18 protein-coding genes and 1 pseudogene are annotated in these 21,375 nt (G+C 73.6%); 5 read left to right on the plus strand and 14 right to left on the minus strand.

Going from position 1 to position 21,375, the window contains the following annotated elements:
* Positions 1-19: 19 nt before the first annotated feature.
* From SGLAU_RS16325 to SGLAU_RS16345, 5 genes and pseudogenes are all read right to left on the minus strand, one after another.
* Positions 20-1,258: pseudogene (locus SGLAU_RS16325) on the minus strand (glycosyltransferase); the annotation flags it as partial.
* 14 nt (positions 1,259-1,272) lie between these two features.
* On the minus strand, positions 1,273-2,922 hold the full coding sequence (locus tag SGLAU_RS16330) for a sensor histidine kinase (RefSeq protein WP_043502238.1): 1,650 nt from the start codon (positions 2,920-2,922) through the stop codon (positions 1,273-1,275).
* On the minus strand, positions 2,919-3,656 hold the full coding sequence (locus tag SGLAU_RS16335) for a response regulator transcription factor (protein WP_043506670.1): 738 nt from the start codon (positions 3,654-3,656) through the stop codon (positions 2,919-2,921). Before SGLAU_RS16335 ends, SGLAU_RS16330 begins: the two co-directional genes overlap by 4 nt.
* A gap of 145 nt (positions 3,657-3,801) precedes the next feature.
* A complete protein-coding gene (locus SGLAU_RS16340) occupies positions 3,802-4,686 on the minus strand; it encodes a DUF2797 domain-containing protein (protein WP_043502240.1) in 885 nt (294 codons plus the stop codon).
* A 117-nt stretch (positions 4,687-4,803) separates the two neighbouring features.
* Positions 4,804-6,564, minus strand: coding sequence for an SDR family oxidoreductase (locus tag SGLAU_RS16345; RefSeq protein WP_043502241.1), 1,761 nt, complete (start codon positions 6,562-6,564; stop codon positions 4,804-4,806).
* Positions 6,565-6,858: 294 nt separating this feature from the next.
* Between SGLAU_RS16345 and SGLAU_RS16350 the strand changes: the two genes are divergently transcribed.
* Genes SGLAU_RS16350 through SGLAU_RS16365 form a run of 4 tightly spaced genes read left to right on the plus strand, consistent with a single transcriptional unit; the run spans position 6,859 to position 10,395 of the window.
* Positions 6,859-7,821 (plus strand): ABC transporter ATP-binding protein, encoded by a 963-nt coding sequence (locus tag SGLAU_RS16350; RefSeq protein ID WP_043506672.1) that lies wholly within the window; start codon positions 6,859-6,861, stop codon positions 7,819-7,821.
* Positions 7,811-8,713 (plus strand): membrane protein, encoded by a 903-nt coding sequence (locus tag SGLAU_RS16355; RefSeq protein WP_043502242.1) that lies wholly within the window; start codon positions 7,811-7,813, stop codon positions 8,711-8,713. The genes SGLAU_RS16350 and SGLAU_RS16355 overlap by 11 nt, the downstream gene beginning before the upstream one ends.
* A 40-nt stretch (positions 8,714-8,753) precedes the next feature.
* Complete coding sequence (locus tag SGLAU_RS16360) at positions 8,754-9,665, plus strand: ABC transporter ATP-binding protein (protein WP_043502244.1); 912 nt, start codon at positions 8,754-8,756, stop codon at positions 9,663-9,665.
* A 10-nt stretch (positions 9,666-9,675) separates the two neighbouring features.
* Positions 9,676-10,395 (plus strand): ABC transporter permease subunit, encoded by a 720-nt coding sequence (locus tag SGLAU_RS16365; RefSeq protein ID WP_043502246.1) that lies wholly within the window; start codon positions 9,676-9,678, stop codon positions 10,393-10,395.
* A 298-nt stretch (positions 10,396-10,693) separates the two neighbouring features.
* Here SGLAU_RS16365 and SGLAU_RS16375 read toward each other — a convergent pair whose 3' ends face one another.
* From SGLAU_RS16375 to SGLAU_RS16415, 9 genes are all read right to left on the minus strand, one after another.
* A complete protein-coding gene (locus SGLAU_RS16375; RefSeq protein ID WP_043502249.1) occupies positions 10,694-11,503 on the minus strand; it encodes an HAD family hydrolase in 810 nt (269 codons plus the stop codon).
* Complete coding sequence (serS, locus tag SGLAU_RS16380; RefSeq protein ID WP_043502251.1) at positions 11,500-12,777, minus strand: serine--tRNA ligase; 1,278 nt, start codon at positions 12,775-12,777, stop codon at positions 11,500-11,502. Before serS ends, SGLAU_RS16375 begins: the two co-directional genes overlap by 4 nt.
* Before the next feature lie 537 nt (positions 12,778-13,314).
* Entirely contained in the window at positions 13,315-14,247 is a 933-nt protein-coding gene (gene pheA, locus SGLAU_RS16385) for a prephenate dehydratase (RefSeq protein WP_043502253.1), read from the minus strand.
* Positions 14,248-14,331: 84 nt separating this feature from the next.
* The gene (efeB, locus tag SGLAU_RS16390) at positions 14,332-15,639 is read right to left on the minus strand and encodes an iron uptake transporter deferrochelatase/peroxidase subunit (RefSeq protein WP_043502254.1); all 1,308 of its coding nucleotides are present in this window, start codon (positions 15,637-15,639) and stop codon (positions 14,332-14,334) included.
* A gap of 10 nt (positions 15,640-15,649) precedes the next feature.
* The gene (locus SGLAU_RS16395) at positions 15,650-17,656 is read right to left on the minus strand and encodes a copper resistance CopC/CopD family protein (RefSeq protein ID WP_043502256.1); all 2,007 of its coding nucleotides are present in this window, start codon (positions 17,654-17,656) and stop codon (positions 15,650-15,652) included.
* Positions 17,657-17,670: 14 nt separating this feature from the next.
* A complete protein-coding gene (locus SGLAU_RS16400; RefSeq protein WP_043502258.1) occupies positions 17,671-18,159 on the minus strand; it encodes a copper chaperone PCu(A)C in 489 nt (162 codons plus the stop codon).
* On the minus strand, positions 18,156-18,833 hold the full coding sequence (locus SGLAU_RS16405; protein ID WP_043502259.1) for an SCO family protein: 678 nt from the start codon (positions 18,831-18,833) through the stop codon (positions 18,156-18,158). The genes SGLAU_RS16400 and SGLAU_RS16405 overlap by 4 nt, the downstream gene beginning before the upstream one ends.
* Before the next feature lie 84 nt (positions 18,834-18,917).
* Positions 18,918-19,661 (minus strand): YcnI family protein, encoded by a 744-nt coding sequence (locus SGLAU_RS16410; RefSeq protein ID WP_043506674.1) that lies wholly within the window; start codon positions 19,659-19,661, stop codon positions 18,918-18,920.
* Positions 19,662-19,842: 181 nt separating this feature from the next.
* Complete coding sequence (locus SGLAU_RS16415) at positions 19,843-20,649, minus strand: hypothetical protein (protein ID WP_043502261.1); 807 nt, start codon at positions 20,647-20,649, stop codon at positions 19,843-19,845.
* Between the two features lie 219 nt (positions 20,650-20,868).
* Between SGLAU_RS16415 and SGLAU_RS16420 the strand changes: the two genes are divergently transcribed.
* A complete protein-coding gene (locus SGLAU_RS16420) occupies positions 20,869-21,303 on the plus strand; it encodes an ATP-binding protein (RefSeq protein WP_043502263.1) in 435 nt (144 codons plus the stop codon).
* The last annotated feature ends 72 nt before the right edge of the window (positions 21,304-21,375 follow it).

Consider the following 21,375-nt stretch of genomic DNA (forward strand, 5'->3'; position numbering starts at 1 on the left):
GGGTGCCCCTTGGATGGGTGTCGTGGTCCGGGAAGACCCAGGCGCGGAAGAGCAGGAAGCGCAGCACGGTCGCCGCGAGGTTCGCGGCGACCAGCACGGCGAGTTCGGTGGAGTGCGCGGGGTCGGCGGTGGCCGCGCCCAGCGCGGCGAGGGAACCGCTGGTCAGGACGAGCCCGATGGCGAGGACCACCAGGCCCTGCGCCTGGTGCCGGACGGCCCCGCCCCGGCCGCGCACCCCGAAGGTGAGGCGCCGGTTGGCCGCGGTGTTGGCGATCGCGGAGACCAGCAGGGCGAGCGCGTTGGCGGTCTGCGAGCCGGTGAGGGCGCGGAATCCGCTGTAGAGGAGCAGGTAGAACAGCGTGGACAGGGCGCCGACGACGCAGAAGCCGAGGAGTTGGCGGGCCAGGCCCCGCGGCACGTCCGGCAGCCGGCGGTCGCGCGGGTCGTCGCCGAACGGCCGGGTGAGCCGGTCCAGCGGCAGCGATCCGGTGGCCAGCGCCTTGCCGACCCGCCAGACGCCCTTCAGGTCGTCGGTGGCGGTCCTGACGATGTGGACGCTGGAGCGGGGGTCGTCGACCCAGTCCACGGGCACCTCGTGGATCCGCAGGCCCGCGCGCTCGGCGAGGACCAGCAGCTCGGTGTCGAAGAACCAGCCGGTGTCCTCCACCAGCGGCAGCAGCGCCCGGGCGACATCGCGGCGGATCGCCTTGAACCCGCACTGGGCGTCCGAGAAGCGGGCCTGGAGCGAGCCGCGCAGGATCAGGTTGTACGAGCGGCTGATGAACTCCCGCTTCGCCCCGCGCACCACGCGCGAGCCGCCGGCCAGCCGGGAGCCGATCGCCAGGTCGGAGTGGCCGGAGATCAGGGGGGCGACCAGGGGCAGCAGCGCGTTCAGGTCGGTCGACAGGTCGACGTCCATGTAGGCGAGGACGGGGGCGTCCGAGGCGGACCAGACGGTGCGCAGGGCGCGCCCGCGGCCCTTCTGCTCCAGTCGCACCGACCGCACCCCCGGCAGGTGCGCCGCCAGCCCGGCGGCGACCCGTGGGGTGGTGTCGGTCGAGGCGTTGTCCGCGACGGTGATGCGGAAGGCGTACGGGAACGTCCGCGCCAGGTGCTCGTGCAGCCGGAGCACGCACGGCTGGAGGTCCTTCTCCTCGTTGTGGACGGGAATCACCACGTCCAGGACAGGCGTACCGGCTCCTGCGGCCGGGAGGTGCTCCCGCGCCGGCAGGGTGCCGGGAGAAGAGTCGGTTCGCATGGCCCCGACTCTTCTCAGCTCCCCTGTCGCGCCCGTGTGGTGAGGCTGTGCCGGGCCTGTGAGCGCAGGTGCGCGGGTGCGGGCGCGGGCAGGCGCACCGTGAAGACGGTCCGCCCGGGCGCGCTGTCGACGGCCACCGTGCCGCCGTGCGCCGTCACGACGGCCCGCACGATGGCCAGCCCCAGACCGGTCGAGCCGGTGGCCCGGGAACGCGCCGAGTCGCCGCGCGCGAACCGCTCGAAGACGTGCGGCAGCAGCTCCGGCGGAATGCCCGGCCCGTCGTCCCGCACGTCCACGCACAGCCACGGCCCCTCGCGGCGCACGCGTGCGGTGACCGTCGTGCCGGGCGGGGTGTGCGTACGGGCGTTGGCGAGCAGGTTGACCAGGACCTGCTGGAGCCGGGCGGCGTCCGCGTGCACCAGGGCGGGCTCGTCGGGCAGCTCCAGCCGCCAGTCGTGGCCGCGTCCCGCGGCCCGCGCGTCGCTGACCGAGTCCACCACCAGCGGTACGAGATCGGTCCGCTCGAACCGCAGCGGGCGCCCCGCGTCCAGCCGGGCCAGCAGCAGCAGGTCCTCCACCAGCAGGGTCATCCGGCCGGCCTCGGACTCGATGCGGCCGAGCGCGTGCCGGGTGTCCGGGCCGGCCTCCTCCCGGCCGCGCCGGGTCAGCTCGGCGTAGCCGCGGATGGAGGCCAGCGGGGTGCGCAGCTCGTGGCCGGCGTCCGCGACGAACTGCCGGACCCGCATCTCGCTCTGCTGGCGGGCGTGCAGGGCGCCGTGCACGTGGTCCAGCATCCGGTTGAGCGCGGCGCCCACCCGGCCCACCTCCGTGTGCGGGTCGCACTCCGCCTCCGGCACCCGTTCGTCGAGGTTCACCTCGCCGCTGTGCAGGGGGAGTTCGGAGACCCGGGTGGCGGTGGCGGCGACCCTGCGCAGCGGGCGGGTGGCGACGCCGACGATGACCGCGCCGGCGAGGGAGGCGGCGACCAGTCCGGCGGCGGTGACGCTGATCTCGACGAGGACGAGGGTGCGGATGGTGCTGCCGACGTCGGAGGTCGGGATGGCGGCGTAGTAGCTGCCGTTGCGGCCGGTCTCGTAACGCGCGAGGTATCCGCCGAGTCCCGGGACGTCCACGGTGTGCGCCGCGCCGTCCCGGGCGACCCCGGCGAGGGCGGCGGTCTGCGCACCGGTGAGCGACTCCGCGGTGAGCTGGGAGATGTTGTTGTCGTCCTTGGCCTTCCTGCCGACCTTGGCTTCGGTGATCGTGCCGCCGCTCACCTCGGCCGCGATGGTGCCGCTGGGCTGCGGGCCCCGCTCGACGAACCGGGCGAGGTCGACCGCCTGCGGCTGCCTGTCCTGCCCGCCGGGCAGGCCGCCGCCCGTGCCCGTGCCGGGATTCCCGCCGGGGGCCGTGCCGGGTTGCTCGTCCGGCGGGACGAACCCGCTCGCGGCGCGCGCGGCGACCTCCTTGAGCTGGCCGTCCAGCTGCTCGTACAGATGGGAGCGCAGCGCGAGCGTGGTCACCGTGCCGATCACCGCGCAGACCACGGCGATCAGCACCACGGAGGCGACGACGAGCCGCGTCCGCAGGGTGCGCGGCCGCCCCGCCCGCGGCGCCCAGGAGCGGGTCCGCCACCGCGTGCGGGCCGGCCGCCGCCTCGTCACGCGGCGGGCTTGATCAGGTAACCGGCGCCGCGCCGGGTGTGGATCATCGGCTCGCGGCCGGCGTCGATCTTCCGCCGCAGGTAGGAGATGTACAGCTCGACGACGTTGGCCTGGCCGCCGAAGTCGTACGACCAGACCCGGTCCAGGATCTGGGCCTTGCTCAGCACCCGCCGCGGGTTGCGCATCAGGAAGCGCAGCAGCTCGAACTCGGTGGCGGTGAGGTGGATGGAGTCGCCGCCGCGGGTGACCTCGTGGCTGTCCTCGTCGAGCGTGAGGTCGCCGACGACCAGCAGGGACTCGGTGCGGCGGTCCGCGGCGCCGGAGCGGCGGATCAGCCCGCGCAGCCGGGCGACGACCTCCTCGAGCGAGAACGGCTTGGTGACGTAGTCGTCGCCGCCCGCGGTCAGCCCCGCGATCCGGTCCTCGACGGCGTCCTTGGCGGTCAGGAAGAGCACCGGCACGTCCGGCAGCTCGCGGCGCAGCCGCCCGAGGACGGCCAGCCCGTCCATGTCCGGCAGCATCATGTCCAGGACGACGGCGTCCGGGCGGAACTCCCGCGCGGCGCGCACGGCACCGAGGCCGTCGCCCGCGGTGCGGATCTGCCATCCCTCGTAGCGCAGGGCCATCGACAGCAGCTCGGTGATCGACTGCTCGTCGTCCACCACGAGCACCCGGACGGGGCTCCCGTCCGGCCTCAGCAGTTCGGTGCGCCCCCGGGGCGAGATCGTGGTCATGCCGGTCACCTTGTCGGCGGCCTCTGAGAGCGTTCTTTCGGCATCCTGTGAATTGCCTGAGAAACACCCGGCGCGGCGGGCGGCCGGCCTCGGCCCGCACCGCCGGCGGGCCCGCCCGCGCCGTCCGGTGCTCGGTCCGCGGTGCTCAGAACAGCCCGTCCTGCTCATGGGGTGCGGGCGCCGTGCCGCGCAGGTCGCGCACCGGTACCGACAGCTCGTCGTCCCCGGCGGCCACCAGCTCCCACCCGGTCATCAACCGGGTGTCGAGGACGACCACCCGGCCACCGGCCGTGGCCACGTGCAGGTCCGGCCCGGCGGCGGCGACCAGCTCGCCGCCCACCGCGCCACCGGGCACCAGCTCGGTGACCTCCGCGACGGCGGGCGGCGCCGCGGCGAAGCGGAAGGCCGCCATGTGGTCCACCGGCCGGAAGGGGCACCGGGCCAGCGACTCCGGCCAGCCGTCCAGACCGGTCGCGCGGGCGTGCAGCCCGGCCGGCTCCGCCGCGCGTTCGGCGGCCGTCGGCGGGAGCCGGGCCCGTACGGCGCGCTTCACGGCGTACGGGATGCGGTCCGGGACGCCCAGCGCAGCCCGCAGCAGCTCCTCCGTGCGCCGCGCGGCCATCAGCGGCCCGGCACCGAGCCAGCCGAAACACACCGCGCCCTGCTCCAGCAGCCGTGCGGATCCCCGCTCGACGGCGGTGATCCCCACCTTGGTCAGTCCGGGCCCGAACCAGGCGAGGTAGACGTGGTACGGCCGCGGGTCGTCCGCGAGGCTGTCGGCGGCCACGGAGTGCGCCCGGTCCAGCCGCGCGCACTCCTCGCACCGCGCGCCGATGCCGCGCCCCGCCACCACGGCCCGCGCCGGGCAGGGGTGTCCCCGCGCCCCGGCACAGCCGCGCACACCGTCCTCGGCCACCCGGAACGCCACCCGCTGCCCCCAGGTCAGCGCGCTGCTCCGCCCCCCGTCCCAGCGCAGCACGGGCCGGCCGTCCACCCACCGCAGCCCACCGCACTTCCACGTCCGTGCCATCACCGGTGAGCCTAGGACGAGCCACTGACAACGCGGCCCGGGCCCCCGGCCACCGGGCTCCGGCCCGAACCGGCGCGCACAGGAGCGGGGGACGGCACACCCGGCGGGAGCGGAACGTCAGACCGGCGGCCGCACCCGCGCCAACGCCCGCACCACCCGCGGAGCGAACCGCGCCAGCAGGTACGCACCCCGGGCCTCGGGCGTCACCGGCACCACGGCCGCGTCCCGCGCGACGGCCCGCAGCACCGCGTCGGCGACCTTCTGCGGCGGGTAGTTGCGCATCCCGTACAGCTTCGCGGTCCGCTTCCGCCGCCGCCGTTCCTCCTCCGCGCCGGTGCCCGCGAACCGCGCCGTGGCGGTGATGCCGGTGTCGACGAAGCCGGGGCAGATCGCGCTGACCCCGATGCCCTGCCCGGCCAGTTCGGCGCGCAGGCACTGGCTCAGCATGAGCACGGCGGCCTTGGAGGCGCCGTAGGCGGGAAGTGCCCTGGACGGCTGGTACGCCGCCGCGGAGGCCACGTTCACGATGTGCCCGCCCTCTCCCCGCGCGGCCATCTGCCGGCCGAACAGCCGGCATCCGTGGATGACGCCCCACAGGTTGACGTCGAGGACCTTCCTCCAGTCCTCGGGCGTGGTGTCGAAGAAGGACCCGGCCAGTCCGATGCCGGCGTTGTTGACCAGGACGTCGACGACGCCGTACTCGGCGGCGACCTTCTCGGCGAGCTTCTCCATGCCCTGCTCGTCGGAGACGTCGGCGGTCTCCGCCCAGGCCGCGGGCGCCCCGCCCAGCAGTGCCAGCTCCGCGGTGCGGGCCGCGGCCCGCCCGTCCCGGTCGACGGCGACCACCCGCGCGCCCGCCTCGGCGAACGCGCACGCGGTGGCCCGGCCGATGCCGCTGCCCGCGCCGGTGACCAGCACGAGCCGGCCGCCGAACCGGCCGGCGTGCGGGCCGCTGCCGGCGACCGGAACGGTGCGCCCGTCCTCGACGCCGGTCACGAACTCCTCGATCCACGCGGCGAGCCGGTCGGGCCGGGTGCGCGGCACCCAGTGCCTGGCGGGCAGGGTGCGCCGGGTCAGCCGGGGCACCCACTGCTCCAGGTCGTCGTACAGCCGCTCGGAGAGGAACACGTCCCCGAGGGGCGTGACGAGCTGCACGGGCGCGTGCGCGTACGCGTCGTCGCGCGGGCGGCGGGTCCGGGCCCGGACGTTGTCGCGGTACAGCCAGGCGCCGTGGGCGGCGTCGGTGGGCAGCGAGGAGGTCGGGTAGTCACCGCGCGGCAGCTTCTCGGCCCGCGCGAGGAGCCGGGGCCATGCCTTGCCGAGCGGGCCGCGCCAGGCCAGCTCGGGGAGGGCGGGGGTGTGCAGCAGGTAGACGTACCAGGACCTGGCGCCCTGCCCGAGGACCTGCGCGACGCGGCGCGGGGTGGGCCGCCTCAGACGCCTGCCGATCCAGTGGCCGAAGTGATCGAGGGAGGGCCCGGACATCGAGGTGAACGAGGCGATCCGCCCCTCGGTGCGCCGCACGGTGACGAACTCCCAGCACTGCACCGAGCCCCAGTCGTGCCCGACCAGGTGCACGGGCCGGCCGGGACTGACCGCGTCCGCGACGGCGAGGAAGTCGTCGGTCAGCTTCTCCAGGGTGAAACCGCCCCGCAGCGGCTGCGGCGCGGTGGAGCGGCCGTGGCCGCGTACGTCGTAGAGCACCACGTGGAAGCGGCCGGCGAGCCGCGTGGCGACCTCCGACCAGACCTCCTTGGTGTCCGGGTAGCCGTGCACCAGCACCACCGTCGGCCGGCGCGGGTCGCCCAGTTCGGCCACGCACAGCTCGACGCCCCCGGTCCGCACCCAGCGCTCGCGCGCCCCTTCGAGCACCGTCACTTCTCCTCCGTCCCGCGCCGCACGTGCGGCAGGTCGTCGTCCGGCCGCGAGGCGCTCTCCCCGGAGATCTCGCCCGTCACCGCCGTCCTCATGCGGTCCCCTTCGACTGCGCTGCGCACCCGTGACGTGACAGGGTGAATCTCCCAGCTTGTTAGAGTCCGCGTCAATAGGCGTGATCGGTAGCTCTCAGGCAGGGCGTCCCCTACGGGCCCGTACGACTGGAGTCTGACCCGAGGACAGCTCTGCGGTCTGACGACCGGCGTGGCCCGGGTCACTACCTTCGTGACCGTGACTGTGATCGCGACCGAAAGCCTGAGCAAGCGGTTCCCCAGGGTGACCGCGCTTGACCGGCTCTCCGTGGACGTCGGGCCCGGTGTCACCGGACTCGTCGGAGCCAACGGCGCCGGCAAGTCGACACTGATCAAGATCCTGCTGGGTCTGTCCCCGGCCACCGAGGGCCAAGCCCGCGTGCTCGGACTCGACGTCGCCACCGAGGGCGCCGCCATCCGTGAGCGCGTCGGCTACATGCCCGAACACGACTGCCTGCCGCCCGACGTGTCCGCCACGGAGTTCGTCGTCCACATGGCCCGCATGTCCGGCCTCCCGCCGGCCGCCGCCCGCGAACGCACCGCGGACACCCTGCGCCACGTCGGGCTCTACGAGGAGCGCTACCGCCCCATCGGCGGCTACTCCACGGGCATGAAGCAGCGCGTCAAACTCGCCCAGGCCCTCGTCCACGACCCCCAGCTGGTCTTCCTGGACGAGCCGACCAACGGCCTGGACCCGGTCGGCCGGGACGACATGCTCGCCCTGATCCGCCGCATCCACACCGACTTCGGCATCTCGGTGCTGGTCACGTCCCACCTGCTGGGCGAGCTGGAACGCACCTGCGACCACGTGGTCGTCATCGACGGCGGCAAGCTGCTGCGCTCCAGCTCCACCACCGACTTCACCCAGATCACGACCACCCTGGCGGTCGAGGTCACCGACAGCGACGAGCACCCCGACGGCACCCGCGCCGTGCGCGAGGCGCTCACCGCGCGCGGCATCGCCGTCGAGCACGGCGGCGGCCTGCCCGGCGCGGGCCACGTCCTGCTGCTCACCGCCCGCGGCGAGGAGACCTACGACGTGGTCCGCGACGTCGTCACCGACCTCGGTCTCGGCCTGGTCCGCATGGAGCAGCGCCGCCACCACATCTCGGAGGTCTTCCAGGAGACCGGCGACCAGCGGAAGGAGGCCGTGGGCCATGACAGCTGACCACCCCGTCGCCGTGGGCGACCAGACCCGCATCCACGACATCGGCTACCGGGGCTACGACGGTCCCCGGCTCGGCCGCGCGTCCATCCGCCGCGCCCTCTACTCGCAGTCCCTGCGCGGCGCCTACGGCCTCGGCCGCTCGGCCAGGTCCAAGGTGCTGCCGATGCTGCTCTTCGCGGTGATGTGCCTGCCCGCGGGCATCATGGTCGCGGTCGCCGTCGCCACCAAGGCGAACGACCTCCCCGTCGAGTACACCCGCTACGCGATCCTGATGCAGGCCGTGATCAGCCTGTACGTCGCCTCCCAGGCACCCCAGTCGGTCTCCCGCGACCTGCGCTTCAAGACCGTCCCGCTGTACTTCTCGCGGCCCATGGAGACCGCCGACTACGTCCGCGCCAAGTACGCGGCGCTGGCCTCGGCGATGTTCCTGCTCACCGCCACCCCGCTGCTCGTGCTGTACCTCGGCGCGCTGCTCGCCAAGCTCGACTTCGCCGACCAGACCAAGGGTTTCGCGCAGGGACTCGTCTCCGTGGCACTGCTCTCGCTGCTCTTCGCCGGCCTCGGTCTGGTCCTCGCCGCCGTCACCCCGCGCCGCGGTTTCGGCATCGCCGCCGTGATCGCCGTGCTGACCATCACCTACGGCGCGGTCTCCACCCTCCAGGCCATCGCCTTCGAGCAGGACACCACCGACGCCATCGGCTGGATCGGCCTGTTCTCCCCGATCACCCTGATCGAGGGCGTGCAGTCCGCCTTCCTCGGCGCCGACTCCACCTTCCCCGGCGGCATCGACCCCTCCGGCGGCCAGGGCGCCGTCTACGTCCTCGTCACCCTCGGTCTGATCGCCGGCTGCTACGGCCTGCTGGTGCGCCGCTACCGGAAGGTGGGCCTGTGACCACGTCCACCCGTCTCCCGCTAAGGAATGGGCCGCGCCCGTGAGCACTCTCTCCATCGACCACGTCTCCCGCTGGTTCGGCAACGTGGTCGCCGTCAACGACATCACCATGACGATCGGCCCCGGCGTCACCGGCCTGCTCGGCCCCAACGGCGCCGGGAAGTCCACCCTCATCAACCTCATGGGCGGCTTCCTCGCCCCGTCCACCGGCTCCGTCACCCTCGACGGGCAGCCGGTGTGGCGCAACGAGCAGATCTACCGGCACATCGGCATCGTCCCCGAGCGGGAGGCGATGTACGACTTCCTCACCGGCCGGGAGTTCGTCCTCGCCAACGCCGAACTGCACGGCCTCGGCGCCGCGGAGGCCCGGAAGGCGCTCGCCACGGTCGAGATGGAGTACGCGCAGGACCGCAGGATCGCCACCTACTCCAAGGGCATGCGGCAGCGCGTGAAGATGGCCTCCGCCCTCGTCCACGAGCCGTCCGTGCTGCTGCTCGACGAGCCGTTCAACGGCATGGACCCGCGGCAGCGCATGCAGCTGATGGACCTGCTGCGTCGCATGGGCGACGAGGGCCGCACGGTGCTGTTCTCCTCCCACATCCTCGAAGAGGTCGAGCAGCTCGCCTGGCACATCGAGGTGGTGGTCGCGGGACGGCACGCGGCCAGCGGCGACTTCCGCAAGATCCGGCGCCTGATGACCGACCGCCCGCACCGCTACCTGGTCCGCTCCAGCGACGACCGTGCCCTGGCCGCCGCGCTCATCGCCGACCCCTCGACCTCCGGCATCGAGGTCGACCTCGCCGAGGGCGCCCTGCGGGTGCAGGCCGTCGACTTCGGCCGCTTCACCACCCTGCTGCCCAGGGTGGCCAGGGACCACGGCATCCGGCTGCTGACCGTCTCGCCGTCGGACGAGTCCCTGGAGTCCGTGTTCTCGTATCTGGTCGCGGCGTAGGAGGCCGAAGATGTACGACCCCACTGTCGCCCGGCTCACCTACCGGGCCCTGCTCGGCCGCCGCCGGGCCCTCATCCTGGGCGCGCTGCCCCTGCTGCTGATCGTGATCGCGGTCGCGGTGCGGCTGCTGTCCGGCGCCGACGACCAGACGGCCGTGAACGTGCTGGGCGGCTTCGCCCTGGCCACCATGGTGCCGATCATCGGTGTCATCGCCGGCACCGGCGCCATCGGCCCGGAGATCGACGACGGCTCCGTGGTGTACCTGCTGTCCAAGCCGCTGAAGCGGCCCACGATCATCTACACCAAGCTGATCGTGGCCATCGCCGTCACCATGGTGTTCTCCGCGGTCCCCACCCTCGTCGCGGGCCTTGTCCTCAACGGCAACGGCCAGCAGATCGCCGTCGCCTACACGGTCGCCGCGCTGGTCGCCTCGATCGCCTACGCCGCGCTCTTCCTGCTGCTCGGCACGGTCTCCCGGCACGCCGTGGTGCTCGGCCTGGTCTACGCGCTGGTCTGGGAGGCGCTGTTCGGCTCCCTGGTGCCGGGCGCCCGCACGCTCAGCGTCCAGCAGTGGTCGCTGGCGGTGGCCCAGAAGGTCTCCGGCGGCGACCTGATCACCTCCGACGTGGGCCTGACCACGGCGACGGTGCTGCTGGCCACGGTGACCGTGCTGGCCACCTGGTACGCCGGCCAGAAGCTGCGCTCGCTGACCCTGGCGGGCGAGGAGTAGCCCGCACCGGCCGGGCCCGGCGGCCCTCGGCCGACCGACAATCGAACACACGCCCGCTTTTATTCGGTGGCGCCGGACTCCCCCGCCCCGGCACAGTGGAACTCGTCCACCGCGAGCCGGGAGAGGAGTCCGGCGAAGCCCGTGCACGGCAGTGCGCCGGGCTCCCGGCAGGGCAGCCGGCGGCGGGCTGCGGAGCAGCCGTCACCGCTCCTCGAGCCGCCGGACACGGGGAGCTGCCCGGGGGCGGCCGCTTCGAGCACGCGAGCGCGGGCGCTCGCGTGGGCCGCCCCTCCCGCGGCTACGGCAGCAGCCGCTCCAGCACCACCGCGATCCCGTCCTCCTCGTTGGAGGACGTCATCTCGTCGGCGATCGCCTTCAGCTCCTGGTGGGCGTTGGCCATGGCCACCCCCCGCGCCGCCCAGCCGAACATCGGGATGTCGTTCGGCATGTCGCCGAAGGCGAGGGTGTCCGCCGCCTTCAGACCGAGCCGCCGGGCCGCCAGGGACAGCCCCGTCGCCTTGGACAGGCCGAGCGGCAGCAGCTCCACGATGCCCTCGCCCGCCACCACGACGGTGACGAAGCCGCCGGCCGCGCGGGAGGCGATCTCGGCCAGCTCGTCGTCGCCGAGCGTCGGGTGCTGGATGTACAGCTTGTTCAGCGGGGCGGACCACAGGTCGGCGGCGTCCGTGAAGGGGGTCGCCGGCAGGGTGCCCTGCACCGCGTACCCCGGCCCCACCAGCACGTCGCCGTCGAGGCCGTCCCGGCTCGCCGCCAGGTACAGCGGGCCGACCTCCGCCTCGATCTTGGCCAGCGCCAGCCCGGCCAGCTGCCGGTCCAGCGTCACCGAGGTCAGCAGCCGCCGCTCCCCGGCGTGGTAGACCTGCGCGCCCTGGCCGCACACGGCGAGGCCGTCGTAGCCCAGGTCGTCGAAGATGTGCCGGGTCCAGGGGACCGCGCGCCCGGTGACGACGATGTGCGCGGCGCCCGCCGCGGTGGCCGCGGCGAGCGCGTCACGGGTGCGCCGCGAGACCGTCTCGTCGGAGCGCAGCAGCGTCCCGTCGAGATCGGTCGCGATCAGCCGGTACGGGAACGCGGGGGCCGTACTCACTTGGCGACCGGCTCCAGGACCTCACGGCCGCCCAGGTAGGGGCGCAGCACCTCGGGCACGCGCACCGAGCCGTCGGCCTGCTGGTGGTTCTCCAGGATCGCGACGATGGTGCGCGGCACGGCGCACAGGGTGCCGTTGAGCGTGGCCAGCGGCCGGACCTGCTTGCCCTCGCGGACGCGGATCGACAGGCGGCGGGACTGGAACTCGGTGCAGTCCGAGGTCGAGGTCAGCTCGCGGTACTTGCCCTGGGTGGGGATCCACGCCTCACAGTCGAACTTGCGGGCGGCCGAGGAGCCGAGGTCGGCGGAGGCGACGTCGATCACCCGGAACGGCAGCTCCAGGGAGGTCAGCCACTGCTTCTCCCACTCCAGCAGGCGCTGGTGCTCGGCCTGGGAGTCCTCCGGAGCGACGTAGGAGAACATCTCGACCTTGTCGAACTGGTGCACGCGGAAGATGCCGCGGGTGTCCTTGCCGTGCGAACCGGCCTCACGGCGGAAGCAGGGCGAGAAGCCCGCGTAGCGCAGCGGGAGGCGGTCGGCCTCGATGATCTCGTCCATGTGGTACGCGGCGAGCGCCACCTCGGAGGTGCCGACCAGGTACAGGTCGTCGTTGGGGAGGTGGTACACGTCCTGCGCGGCCTGGCCGAGGAAGCCGGTGCCGGCCATCGACTGGGGGCGGACCAGCGCGGGCGTCAGCATCGGCGTGAAGCCGGCCGCCGTGGCCTGTGCCATCGCGGCGTTGACGAGCGCCAGCTCCAGCAGCGCGCCGACGCCGGTGAGGAAGTAGAAGCGGGAGCCGGAGACCTTCGCGCCGCGCTCGACGTCGATGGCGCCCAGCAGCTGGCCCAGCTCGAGGTGGTCCCTGGGCTCGAAGCCCTCGGCGCCGAAGTCACGGATCGTGCCGTGCGTCTCCAGCGTGACGAAGTCCTCCTCGCCGCCGACGGGCACGTCGGGGTGGACGAGGTTGCCCAGCTTGAGCAGCAGCTCCTGGGTCTCGGCGTCGGCGGCGTCGCGCTCGGCGTCGGCGGCCTTGACGTCGGCGGCGAGCTGGCTCGCCTTCTTCAGCAGCTCGGCCTTCTCGTCCCCGGAGGCCTTGGGGATGAGCTTGCCGAGCGACTTCTGCTCGGACCGCAGCTCGTCGAAGCGGACGCCGGACGACCTGCGCCGCTCGTCGGCAGACAGGAGAGCGTCGACGAGCGCGACGTCCTCTCCACGGGCACGCTGGGAGGCGCGCACACGGTCGGGGTCCTCACGGAGCAGGCGAAGGTCAATCACGCGCTCCAGGCTACCGGTGCGGGGTCACGCGTCACGACTCGCTATTCCGCGGCGCGGCTTACGATCCGTTTCGCGGCAATTGCCCGCTGTGTTCCTCCGGGTCGACGAAAAGGATCCCCGTCCCCGGGACGGGGCACGCCACAGGGCTTGCCGTTGACCGGATTACCTTGTGGAGAGCGGCACTTGGCTGCCCCGCGCCCACGCGAATCCACAACTCGGCAAAGTTATCCACAGGCTGTGCGAAAGATCTGTGGATGTCGGAAGCGATCATTCCGAATGGTGCGGGCGCGGCGAGGAATTCATGATCCGAACCCCCTCCCACCCCACTTTCGAGTGGAAATGCGTCGCCTCAAAGGATTGATCGAAGGAAACAAGTGGACGAAGCATGACCCGCACCCTCTGCACGGACTTGGCACCCCTGGGGCGATTTGTCGACCGGAAGCCACTTCCGTGTCGACTTGTCCCCAGATCGAGAAGCGGACCTGTGGATAACTTCTGTGGACAAGGAAGGCCGGCAGGCAGGGTGGGCGGGACTGGCTAGAAACGGCCGTCCTGGCAGCGCGCCACCCAGTCCGACGCCTCCGTGAAGGCCTCGTCCGAGGTGCCCTGCCGCGGCGGCGGCACGTCCGCCGGATCCACCCCCGCGCGCGGGTACGACCCGAGGAAGCGCACCTGGAGGCAGATCCGCTTCAGGCCCATCAGCGCCTCGGCGACCCTGCGGTCCGAGATGTGGCCCTCGGCGTCGATGCAGAAGCAGTAGTTGCCGATGCCCGCGCCCGTCGGCCGGGACTGGAGCAGCATCAGGTTGATGCCCCGGGAGGCGAACTCGCCCAGCAGGTCGCGCAGCGCACCCGGGTGGTCGTCGCGCTGCCACAGCACCACCGAGGTCTTGTCCGCGCCGGTCGGCGCGGCGGGCCGGGCGGGGCGGCCCACCAGCACGAAGCGGGTCTGGGCGTTCTCCGCGTCGTGGATCTCGGTCTCCAGTGCCTCCAGGCCGTACCGCCCGGCCGCGAACTCCCCGGCGAACGCCGCGTCGTACCGGCCCTCCTGCACCAGCCGGGCACCGTCCGCGTTGGAGGCGGCCGACTCCCAGGTGGCGTCCGGGAGGTGCCTCTTGAGCCAGTTGCGCACCTGCGGCTGCGCGGCCGGGTGGGCGGTGACCGTCTTGATGTCGGACAGCTCGGTGCCGGGGCGGACCAGCAGCGCGAAGGTGATCGACAGCAGCACCTCGCGGTAGATCATCAGCGGCCGGCCCGCCACCAGCTCGTCGAGGGTGGTGGTGATACCGCCCTCGACCGAGTTCTCGATCGGCACGAACGCCGCCTCGGCCTCCCCGTTGCGCACCGCGTCCAGCGCGGACTGCACGGACACGTAGGGGATCAGCTCCCGGGTCGCCGCCTCGGGAAGGGTGCGCAGGGCGACTTCGGTGAAGGTGCCTTCAGGGCCGAGATACGCATAGCTGGCTGGCATGTCCTCACCCTAATGGGCCCCTGGGCCCGCGGCCCGGGCGTCTCACCAACACCCCACCGGCGGGTGATCCGGATCCGGCCCGGCTCAGCCCTCCAGCAGCCGCTGCCCCACGTACTCCCCCTCCGCCGCCCCGCCCGGCACCGCGTACAGCCCGCTCGCCTCGTGCCGGACGAACCGCGACAGCGCGTCGCCGCGGTCGAGCTTGCGCTGCACCGGCACGAAGCCGCGCAACGGGTCCGCCTGCCAGCAGATGAAGAGCAGCCCGGCGTCGGGCACCCCGTCCGGGTCGATGCCGTCGTGGAAGGAGAAGGGGCGCCGGAGCATCGCCGCGCCGCCGTTCTGGTCGGGCCGGGTGATCCGGGCGTGGGCGTCGACCGGCACGACCAGGTTGCCCTCGGCGTCCGTCTTCTCCAGGTCCATCTCGGTGGTCTCGTCACCGCCGGACAGCGGCGCCCCGTCGGACTTGCGGCGTCCGATGACCTCCTCCTGCGCCCTGACCGACAGCCTCTCCCAGCTGTCGAGGAGCATCCGGATCCGGCGTACGACGGCGTAGGAGCCGTTGGCCATCCAGGCGGGCTCCCCGCCCTCCGGCACGAAGACCCGCTCCTCGAAGTCGGGCTCGTCCGGCTTGGGGTTGCGGGTGCCGTCGACCTGGCCCATCAGGTTGCGGGCCGTCATGGGGTGCGCGGTGGCGCCCGGTGACCGGTTGAAGCCGTTCATCTGCCAGCGCACCCGGGCGGCACCGCCCGCGTCCTTCTGGACCGCCCGCAGCGCGTGGAAGGCGACCAGCGCGTCGTCGGCGCCGATCTGCACCCACAGGTCACCGTTGCTGCGCGCCTTGTCGAGCTGGTCGGAGGAGAAGTCGGGCAGCGGGTCGAGGGCGGCCGGGCGCTGCTTCTCCAGGCCCGTGCGGCCGAAGAAGCTGTGTCCGAAGCCGAAGGTGAGCGTGAGGGACGACGGGCCGGCGTCGCGGGCGACACCCGTGTCGTCCTGCCCCGCCGGCTCGCCCGCCATCAGCCGCCGGGCCGTCTCCGACCAGCGGCGCAGCAGTGCGGCGGCCTCCTTGCGGCCCGCGCCGGGGACGAGGTCGAAGGCGACGAGATGGCCCCGGGACTGCAGGGGGGTGGTGATGCCGGGCTGATGCCTCCCGTGGAACATCACCTCCCCGGCGCCGAGCGAGGTGAGCGGGGTCGCCCCGGACGGCGCCGCGGCGTGGCCCACGGCACCGCCCGCCGCACCGAGCACCAGCCCGGTGGCGCCGGCGGTGCCGAGCAGCCGGCGGCGCGAGATGCCCTCCCGGGTGCCCGGCCGGGCACCCGGGAGGGCGTCCGTGCGGGGCGCGCGGGGCGTCCTGGTCTGCGGAACGGACGGGTCAACCGTGTGGTCAGCCATGATGTGCGGGTCAGCCGATCTGCGTGTTCTTGTCGACGGTCACCTGGTCGATGTCGGAGGTCCGCACGGTCACGGCGATCTTCCACTCGCCCGCCATGGGGATCTGCACTCCGTTCGCCGACCAGTGTCCGGTGGTGATGTGGTCGGGGACGACGGGCAGCGGCCCGATGTCCTGCGACTCCAGGGTGAAGGCCACCTTCACCTCGGGGACGTCGAAGGCCCGGCCGTTGGGCCGCGTCACGAAGATGTGGAGGGCGTTGGCGCCGGTCCGGGCGGGGTCCAGGTCGATCCGGACGACGCCCTTGCCGTCCTGGCCGCCGGTGTCGAAGGGCATGTCCAGGGTGACGGTCCCGGCCGGGGAGGTCTGCGCCGAGGCCGCCGTGGCCGCCTCGGCCTCCTCCTGGGTGCGGCCCGGCTCGGTCGAGGTCAGCAGGGTCGTGACGGCCAGCAGCACGACCGCGACCCCCGCCTCGGCGAGCACCGAGCGGCGCAGGCCGGTCCGGGCCGGGTCGGCGTCCCGCAGCCGCTTGCGCCGCGCGGCGTCGACGGCGGCCCGCTGCCGGGCGAGCTGCGCGGCCCGCTCGGGGGCGACGCCGTCCCCTCGCCCCGTGACCGCCGTGCCGCCGCCGGCGTCGTCTGCCCCGGTGACCGCCCCAGCGCCGTCGGCGTCCGCCGTGGCCCCGGGGGCGGCCGCGACGCGCTCCGGCTCCCGCTCGGACCCGGCCGTCGCCGTGTCCGTCAGCCGGCCGGTCCACCGCCGGGAGAACCAGGCGATGCCGACGAGCAGGACCACGAGCCCGGCCTTCAGGCACAGCAGCTGGCCGTACCGGGTGCCGGTGAGCGCCGACCAGGAGCCGACCTGCCGCCAGGACTGGTAGAGCCCGGTCACGACCAGGACCAGCACACTGCCGAAGGCGAGCTGCGAGAACCGCCGTACGGCCGTCGTGCCCAGCGGGGCGGTGGCGGGCGCCCGGTGGAGCGCCACCAGCAGCGCGGCCAGCCCGCCGAGCCAGGCCGCGACCGCCAGCAGGTGCAGGACGTCCACGGGCATGGCGATCCCCGGCTGGATGCCGGTGGAGGCGTGCTCGGCCATGGCCCAGCTCGCGGCGAGCCCGGCGGCCACGACGGCCCCGCCGACGGACAGCCCGAACGCCAGGTCGCGGGCCTCCTTCCCGGCCTCGCCGCCGTCCTCGCCGGCAGCGCCGCCCTCGCCCGGCTCGCCGTCCTCGCCCTCGGTCCGCTTGGCGTACGCCCCGAACAGCACCGCGACGAACAGTGCCGCCGCGGCGAGCAGCAGCAGCCGGGACACCAGGGCGGCACCCGTCTTGGTCTGCAGCACCTGCCCCAGCAGCTCCAGGTCGAGAACGTCCCCGGCCTTCCCGGAGGTGGTGTAGGAACCGCGCAGGAGCAGCAGCGCGAGGGTGGCCGCGGTGAGCGTGACCCAGCCGGAGACGACCAGGCGCTGCACGGCCCGTACGCCCGTACCGCGCGGCCAGCACGCCAGCAGGAACGCGGCGCCGCCGACGAGCACGATGAAGCCGGCGTACGACGCGTAGCGGCCGACGCCGTAGAGGAACCCGACGGCTCCGCCGCCCGCCGTCGCCTCCGGCACCGTGACGGTGGTCGCGGAGGGCGCGCCGATGGAGAAGGTGAACGCGCCGACGACGGGGTGGCTGTCCGCCGAGACCACCTGGTAGGACACCGTGTAGGTGCCGTCGGGAAGCCCCGGCCGCAGCTTCACGGTGTACGTGGCGCCCGTGCCGCGGGCCTCCCCCGTGTCCGCCCGCCCGCCCTTGGGGTCGAGCACCCGCAGCGCGTCGTCGGAGAGCGCGACCGTCTCGGAGAAGGTGAGCGAGACCTGCTCGGGCGCCTGGTCGACCACCGCCCCCTGCCGGGGGTCGCTGCTGGTGAGCGCGGCGTGCGCGGAGGCCGGCGCCGCACCGGCGAGGAGCGCGGCGGCGACGGCCAGGAGCAGCAGCACCAGGCTCCGGACGCGCGGGGCGATGGTCTGCGTCACGGTGTTCCCCTCCCTCAGTGTCCTGAGTGACCGGTCGCCGGGCGGTACGTCGCCGCCTTCACCGGCATCTCGACCGTGACCGGGCCGGTCCCGGCGAAGTGCAGTTCGACCTCGACCGTCTCACCCTGCTTCGGCTTGCGGGTCAGCTTCTCGAACATCAGGTGGTTCGCCCCGCTCTCGAACACGAGTGTGCCGTGCGCGGGTACCTCGGCGTCCGTCATCTCGCGCATCGCCGAGTCGACGGTCTCGTGCAGGGTGACCTCGCCGAGGTCACTGGTGACCGAGGTCAGCTCGGCCGCCGTACCGCCGTCGTTGGTGATGGTCAGGAACCCGGCCGCCATGGACGCGGAGACGGGCTGCGGCATGTAGGCGCCGCTGACGGACAGGTCCGGGGCGGTGTCCCCGGAGTCCGGGCCGGAGCAGGCCGCGAGGGCGAGCGCCGCCGCCGTCAGCCAGGCGGCGGCCGGTGCCGACCGCCGCGCGCGGCCCGCGGGCCGCCTCACGGCTTCTGCCCCTCGACCAGCTTGGGCAGGTCCCGGGTGTAGTCGTCGACGGTGGCGTCCTCGCCGTAGAGGACGTACCCGGCGTCGGTCTTCGGCGAGAAGGCGACGACCTGGGTGCCGTGCATCGAGACGACCTTGCCCTTCTCCTTCTTCGGCGGCTCGATGGAGATGCCGAGGGTGCGGGCGCCCGCCTGGATGGTGGCGAAGTCGCCGGTGAGGCCGACGGCCTGCGGGTCGATGCCCTTGAGCCAGGAGCCGAGCGCCTGCGGGGTGTCCCGCTCGGGATCGGTGGTGACGAACACGATGCGCAGCTCGTCCTGCTGCGCCTCGGGGAGCTGCTTCTTGGCGACGGCGATGTTGCTCATCGTCGACGGGCACACGTCGGGGCAGTTGGTGTAGCCGAAGTAGATCAGCGTGGGCTTGCCCGCGGTCTCCTTGCGGAGGTCGTACGTCTTGCCGCGGGTGTCCGTGAGCACCAGGTCCGGCTTCTCGAACGGACGGTCGAGCACGGTGGCGGCCTTGTCGGAGCCGGGCTCCTCGGAGACCACGGCGACCGGCGAGCCGGCGTCGTCCGTGCCGCCGCAGGCCGAGAGGGTCAGGGACGCGGCGGCGAGCAGCGCGGCCGCCGCGAGCGTCTTCTTGCGGAGGGGGAGCGTGGAGAACGCAGAGAGCATGGAGAGTCGTCCTGGATGTGAGTTGCCCGGCGGGTGCCGGGGCCGTACGCGGGCCCCGGCACCCACCGCGAGCGGAAACGGGCCTCAGGCGGCGGTGCGCCGGCGGCCGGCCAGCACGCCGTACGCCACCCCGGCGGCGCCGACGACGATGCCGACGATGCCGAGGACCCGGGCGGTGGTGTCGGAGGTGTCGCCGGACTCCTCGGAGGCGGTCTCCTGCGCGGCCGCCTCGGCGTCGTCGGCGGCCTCCTCGGCCGCGTCCGGCGACCCGGAGCCGCCGTGGTGGTCGTCCTCGGCGGCGGACAGGGCCAGCACGGGCGCCGGGCTCTCCGGCTCTTCCTGGCCCTCCTGCGGCACCTCGATCCAGCGCACGACCTCCTTGTCGGAGTACGTCTGGATCGCCTTGAAGACCAGCTCGTCCGCGTCCTCGGGGAGCTGGCCGATGGAGACCGGGAACTTCTGGAGGTAGCCGGGCTCGATGCCCTTGCCCTCGGCCGTCCAGGTGATCCTGGAGACGGCCTCCGTGATCTTCTCGCCGTGCGACTCGATCGGCTTGTCGAGCGTGGTCTTGTCCACCTTGATCTTCCAGCCGTCGACCGGCACCGGCAGCGCCGAGGTCAGCGGGTGGTCGGCCGGGAAGCTGACCTCCAGCCGGGTGGTCGAGGCGTCGTCCCGCTCGTTGGGGACCCGGAAGTCGACGACCGCGTAGCCGCCCTTGGCGGCCGTTCCCTCCGGCTGCACGGTGACGTGTGCGAAGGCGGGCACGGACAGGGCGAGGACGGCCGAGGCGGCGACGGCGCCGGCGGCGGCGATACGGGAAGCCTTCATGGCGATGAGCACTCCACTCCGAGTGAGAGGACCGGTGGTCCCGCTGAGGACCGGTGGTCGTTGCTGGGGAGAGATACGCGCGCGTGGCGGCGCACCACCGTGCAGGACGGGTGCGCACGCGTGCGCGTGCCGCGCGACGGCGGCCCCTCCGCCTCGGGTGGGCAGTGGCGGGCGCGGCGCGTCAGGCGGCGAGGAGGAACCCGCCGGCCGGCGGGCCGCGCCGGATCACCGTGTGCTGGAGTGCGAGCGTGCGGGGCCCGGGGAACGCGGGCGGTACGGCGCACGGGCGCGGACCGGTGCGCGGCGCGGCCGGGAGCCCGGCGCACAGCGCGCGCACCAGCGCGAGCGCCGCCCGCAGGGACCGTACGAGCGCCCCGTCGGCGAGGACGTCCGCCGACACCCCGAGGATGCGCAGCAGCGCGAGGTCCCCGCGTCGCAGCAGCCAGCCGGCCGCCAGGGCCGCCAGCAGATGGCCGAGCAGCATCGGCACGGAGGGCAGCAGCGCGGCCGGTGACCCGGCCGCGGTGGACAGCGCGTCCGCCGGCTGGTGGGCGAGGTGCGCGGCCGGATCGATCCGGGCGTCCGCGAGGATCCGCTGCGCCTGGGCGGGACTGAGGGCCGCGGCGGCCGTGCCGCACACCAGCCGCGCGGCCTGTTCGACCAGCGAGGCGTCCGCCGCCGCGGAGGCCGGCGCCGCCGTGCCCGCCGTACCGTGCTGCCCCAGCCCGAAGAGCATGTGCAGGACCGTCTGCCCGGCCGCCAGGAGCGCCGCGATCCCCGGCAGCGACCGCTCGCGCCCGGCGAGCGGCGCGGTGACCAGCACCGCGCCGAGGAATCCCGCGCCCAGCGTCCACAGCGGCACCGCGGCGCAGGACGCGATCGCGTGACCGGCCGCGGCCAGCACGACGCAGACCGCGGCGAAGACCGCGGCCCGCAGCAGCCGGAGACCGTCTCCGGAACGCGCCGAGCGCTGGTGGGGGGCAGACATGGCGGGCTCATCATCCCACTGGCCCGGTGGCCGCCGTACGGCAGGTCCGCGAAATCACCGACTGACGCATTCGGCCCCACATACACCGTTTGGCGCTCCCGGCACATCCCCCGTATGGGCGGCGTCACGCTGACTCAGGGCTTACACGCGGGTGCGCGCGGTAATACGTAACGGTATGTCGAGCCGCGGCCATGAAGCCGGCGCCCAGGAGGCTGGAGCATGAGCATCTGGTGGTCACTCCATCTTCGGCGCGATGCCGCGAGCGTTCCGCTCGCCCGGCGCCTGCTGATCGGCACGATGGAGACGGCGGGCGTCGACCCCGATGTCTCCTACGACCTCTGCGTCGCCCTCACCGAGGCGTGCGCCAACGCCGTGGAGCACGGGGGCGGCCATTCCTGCGGGGGGTACCGGGTCACCGCCTACCTGGACGGCGAGAAGTGCCGGATCGAGGTGACCGACTCGGGCCCCGGATTCACCACCACGACCCACCCGCGGCCGTCCGACGAGGCCGAGCACGGCCGCGGCCTGTGCCTCATCCAGGAGCTGGCGGACCACGTCCGCTTCACCAACCAGCCCGGCCGGGGCGGCGCGGTGGTCAGCTTCGACAAGATGCTCAAGTGGCGTGCGGACGCGCCGCTGATGACCGCGTCCTGAGCCCAGGTGCCGCGGAGGGCGGCCGTGACCGGCCCCCCTCCGCGGCACCCCCGGCGAACGATGGCCGGGCAC

It is taken from the genome of Streptomyces glaucescens, assembly GCF_000761215.1.
In the GTDB taxonomy this organism is placed as follows: Bacteria; Actinomycetota; Actinomycetes; order Streptomycetales; family Streptomycetaceae; genus Streptomyces; species Streptomyces glaucescens_B.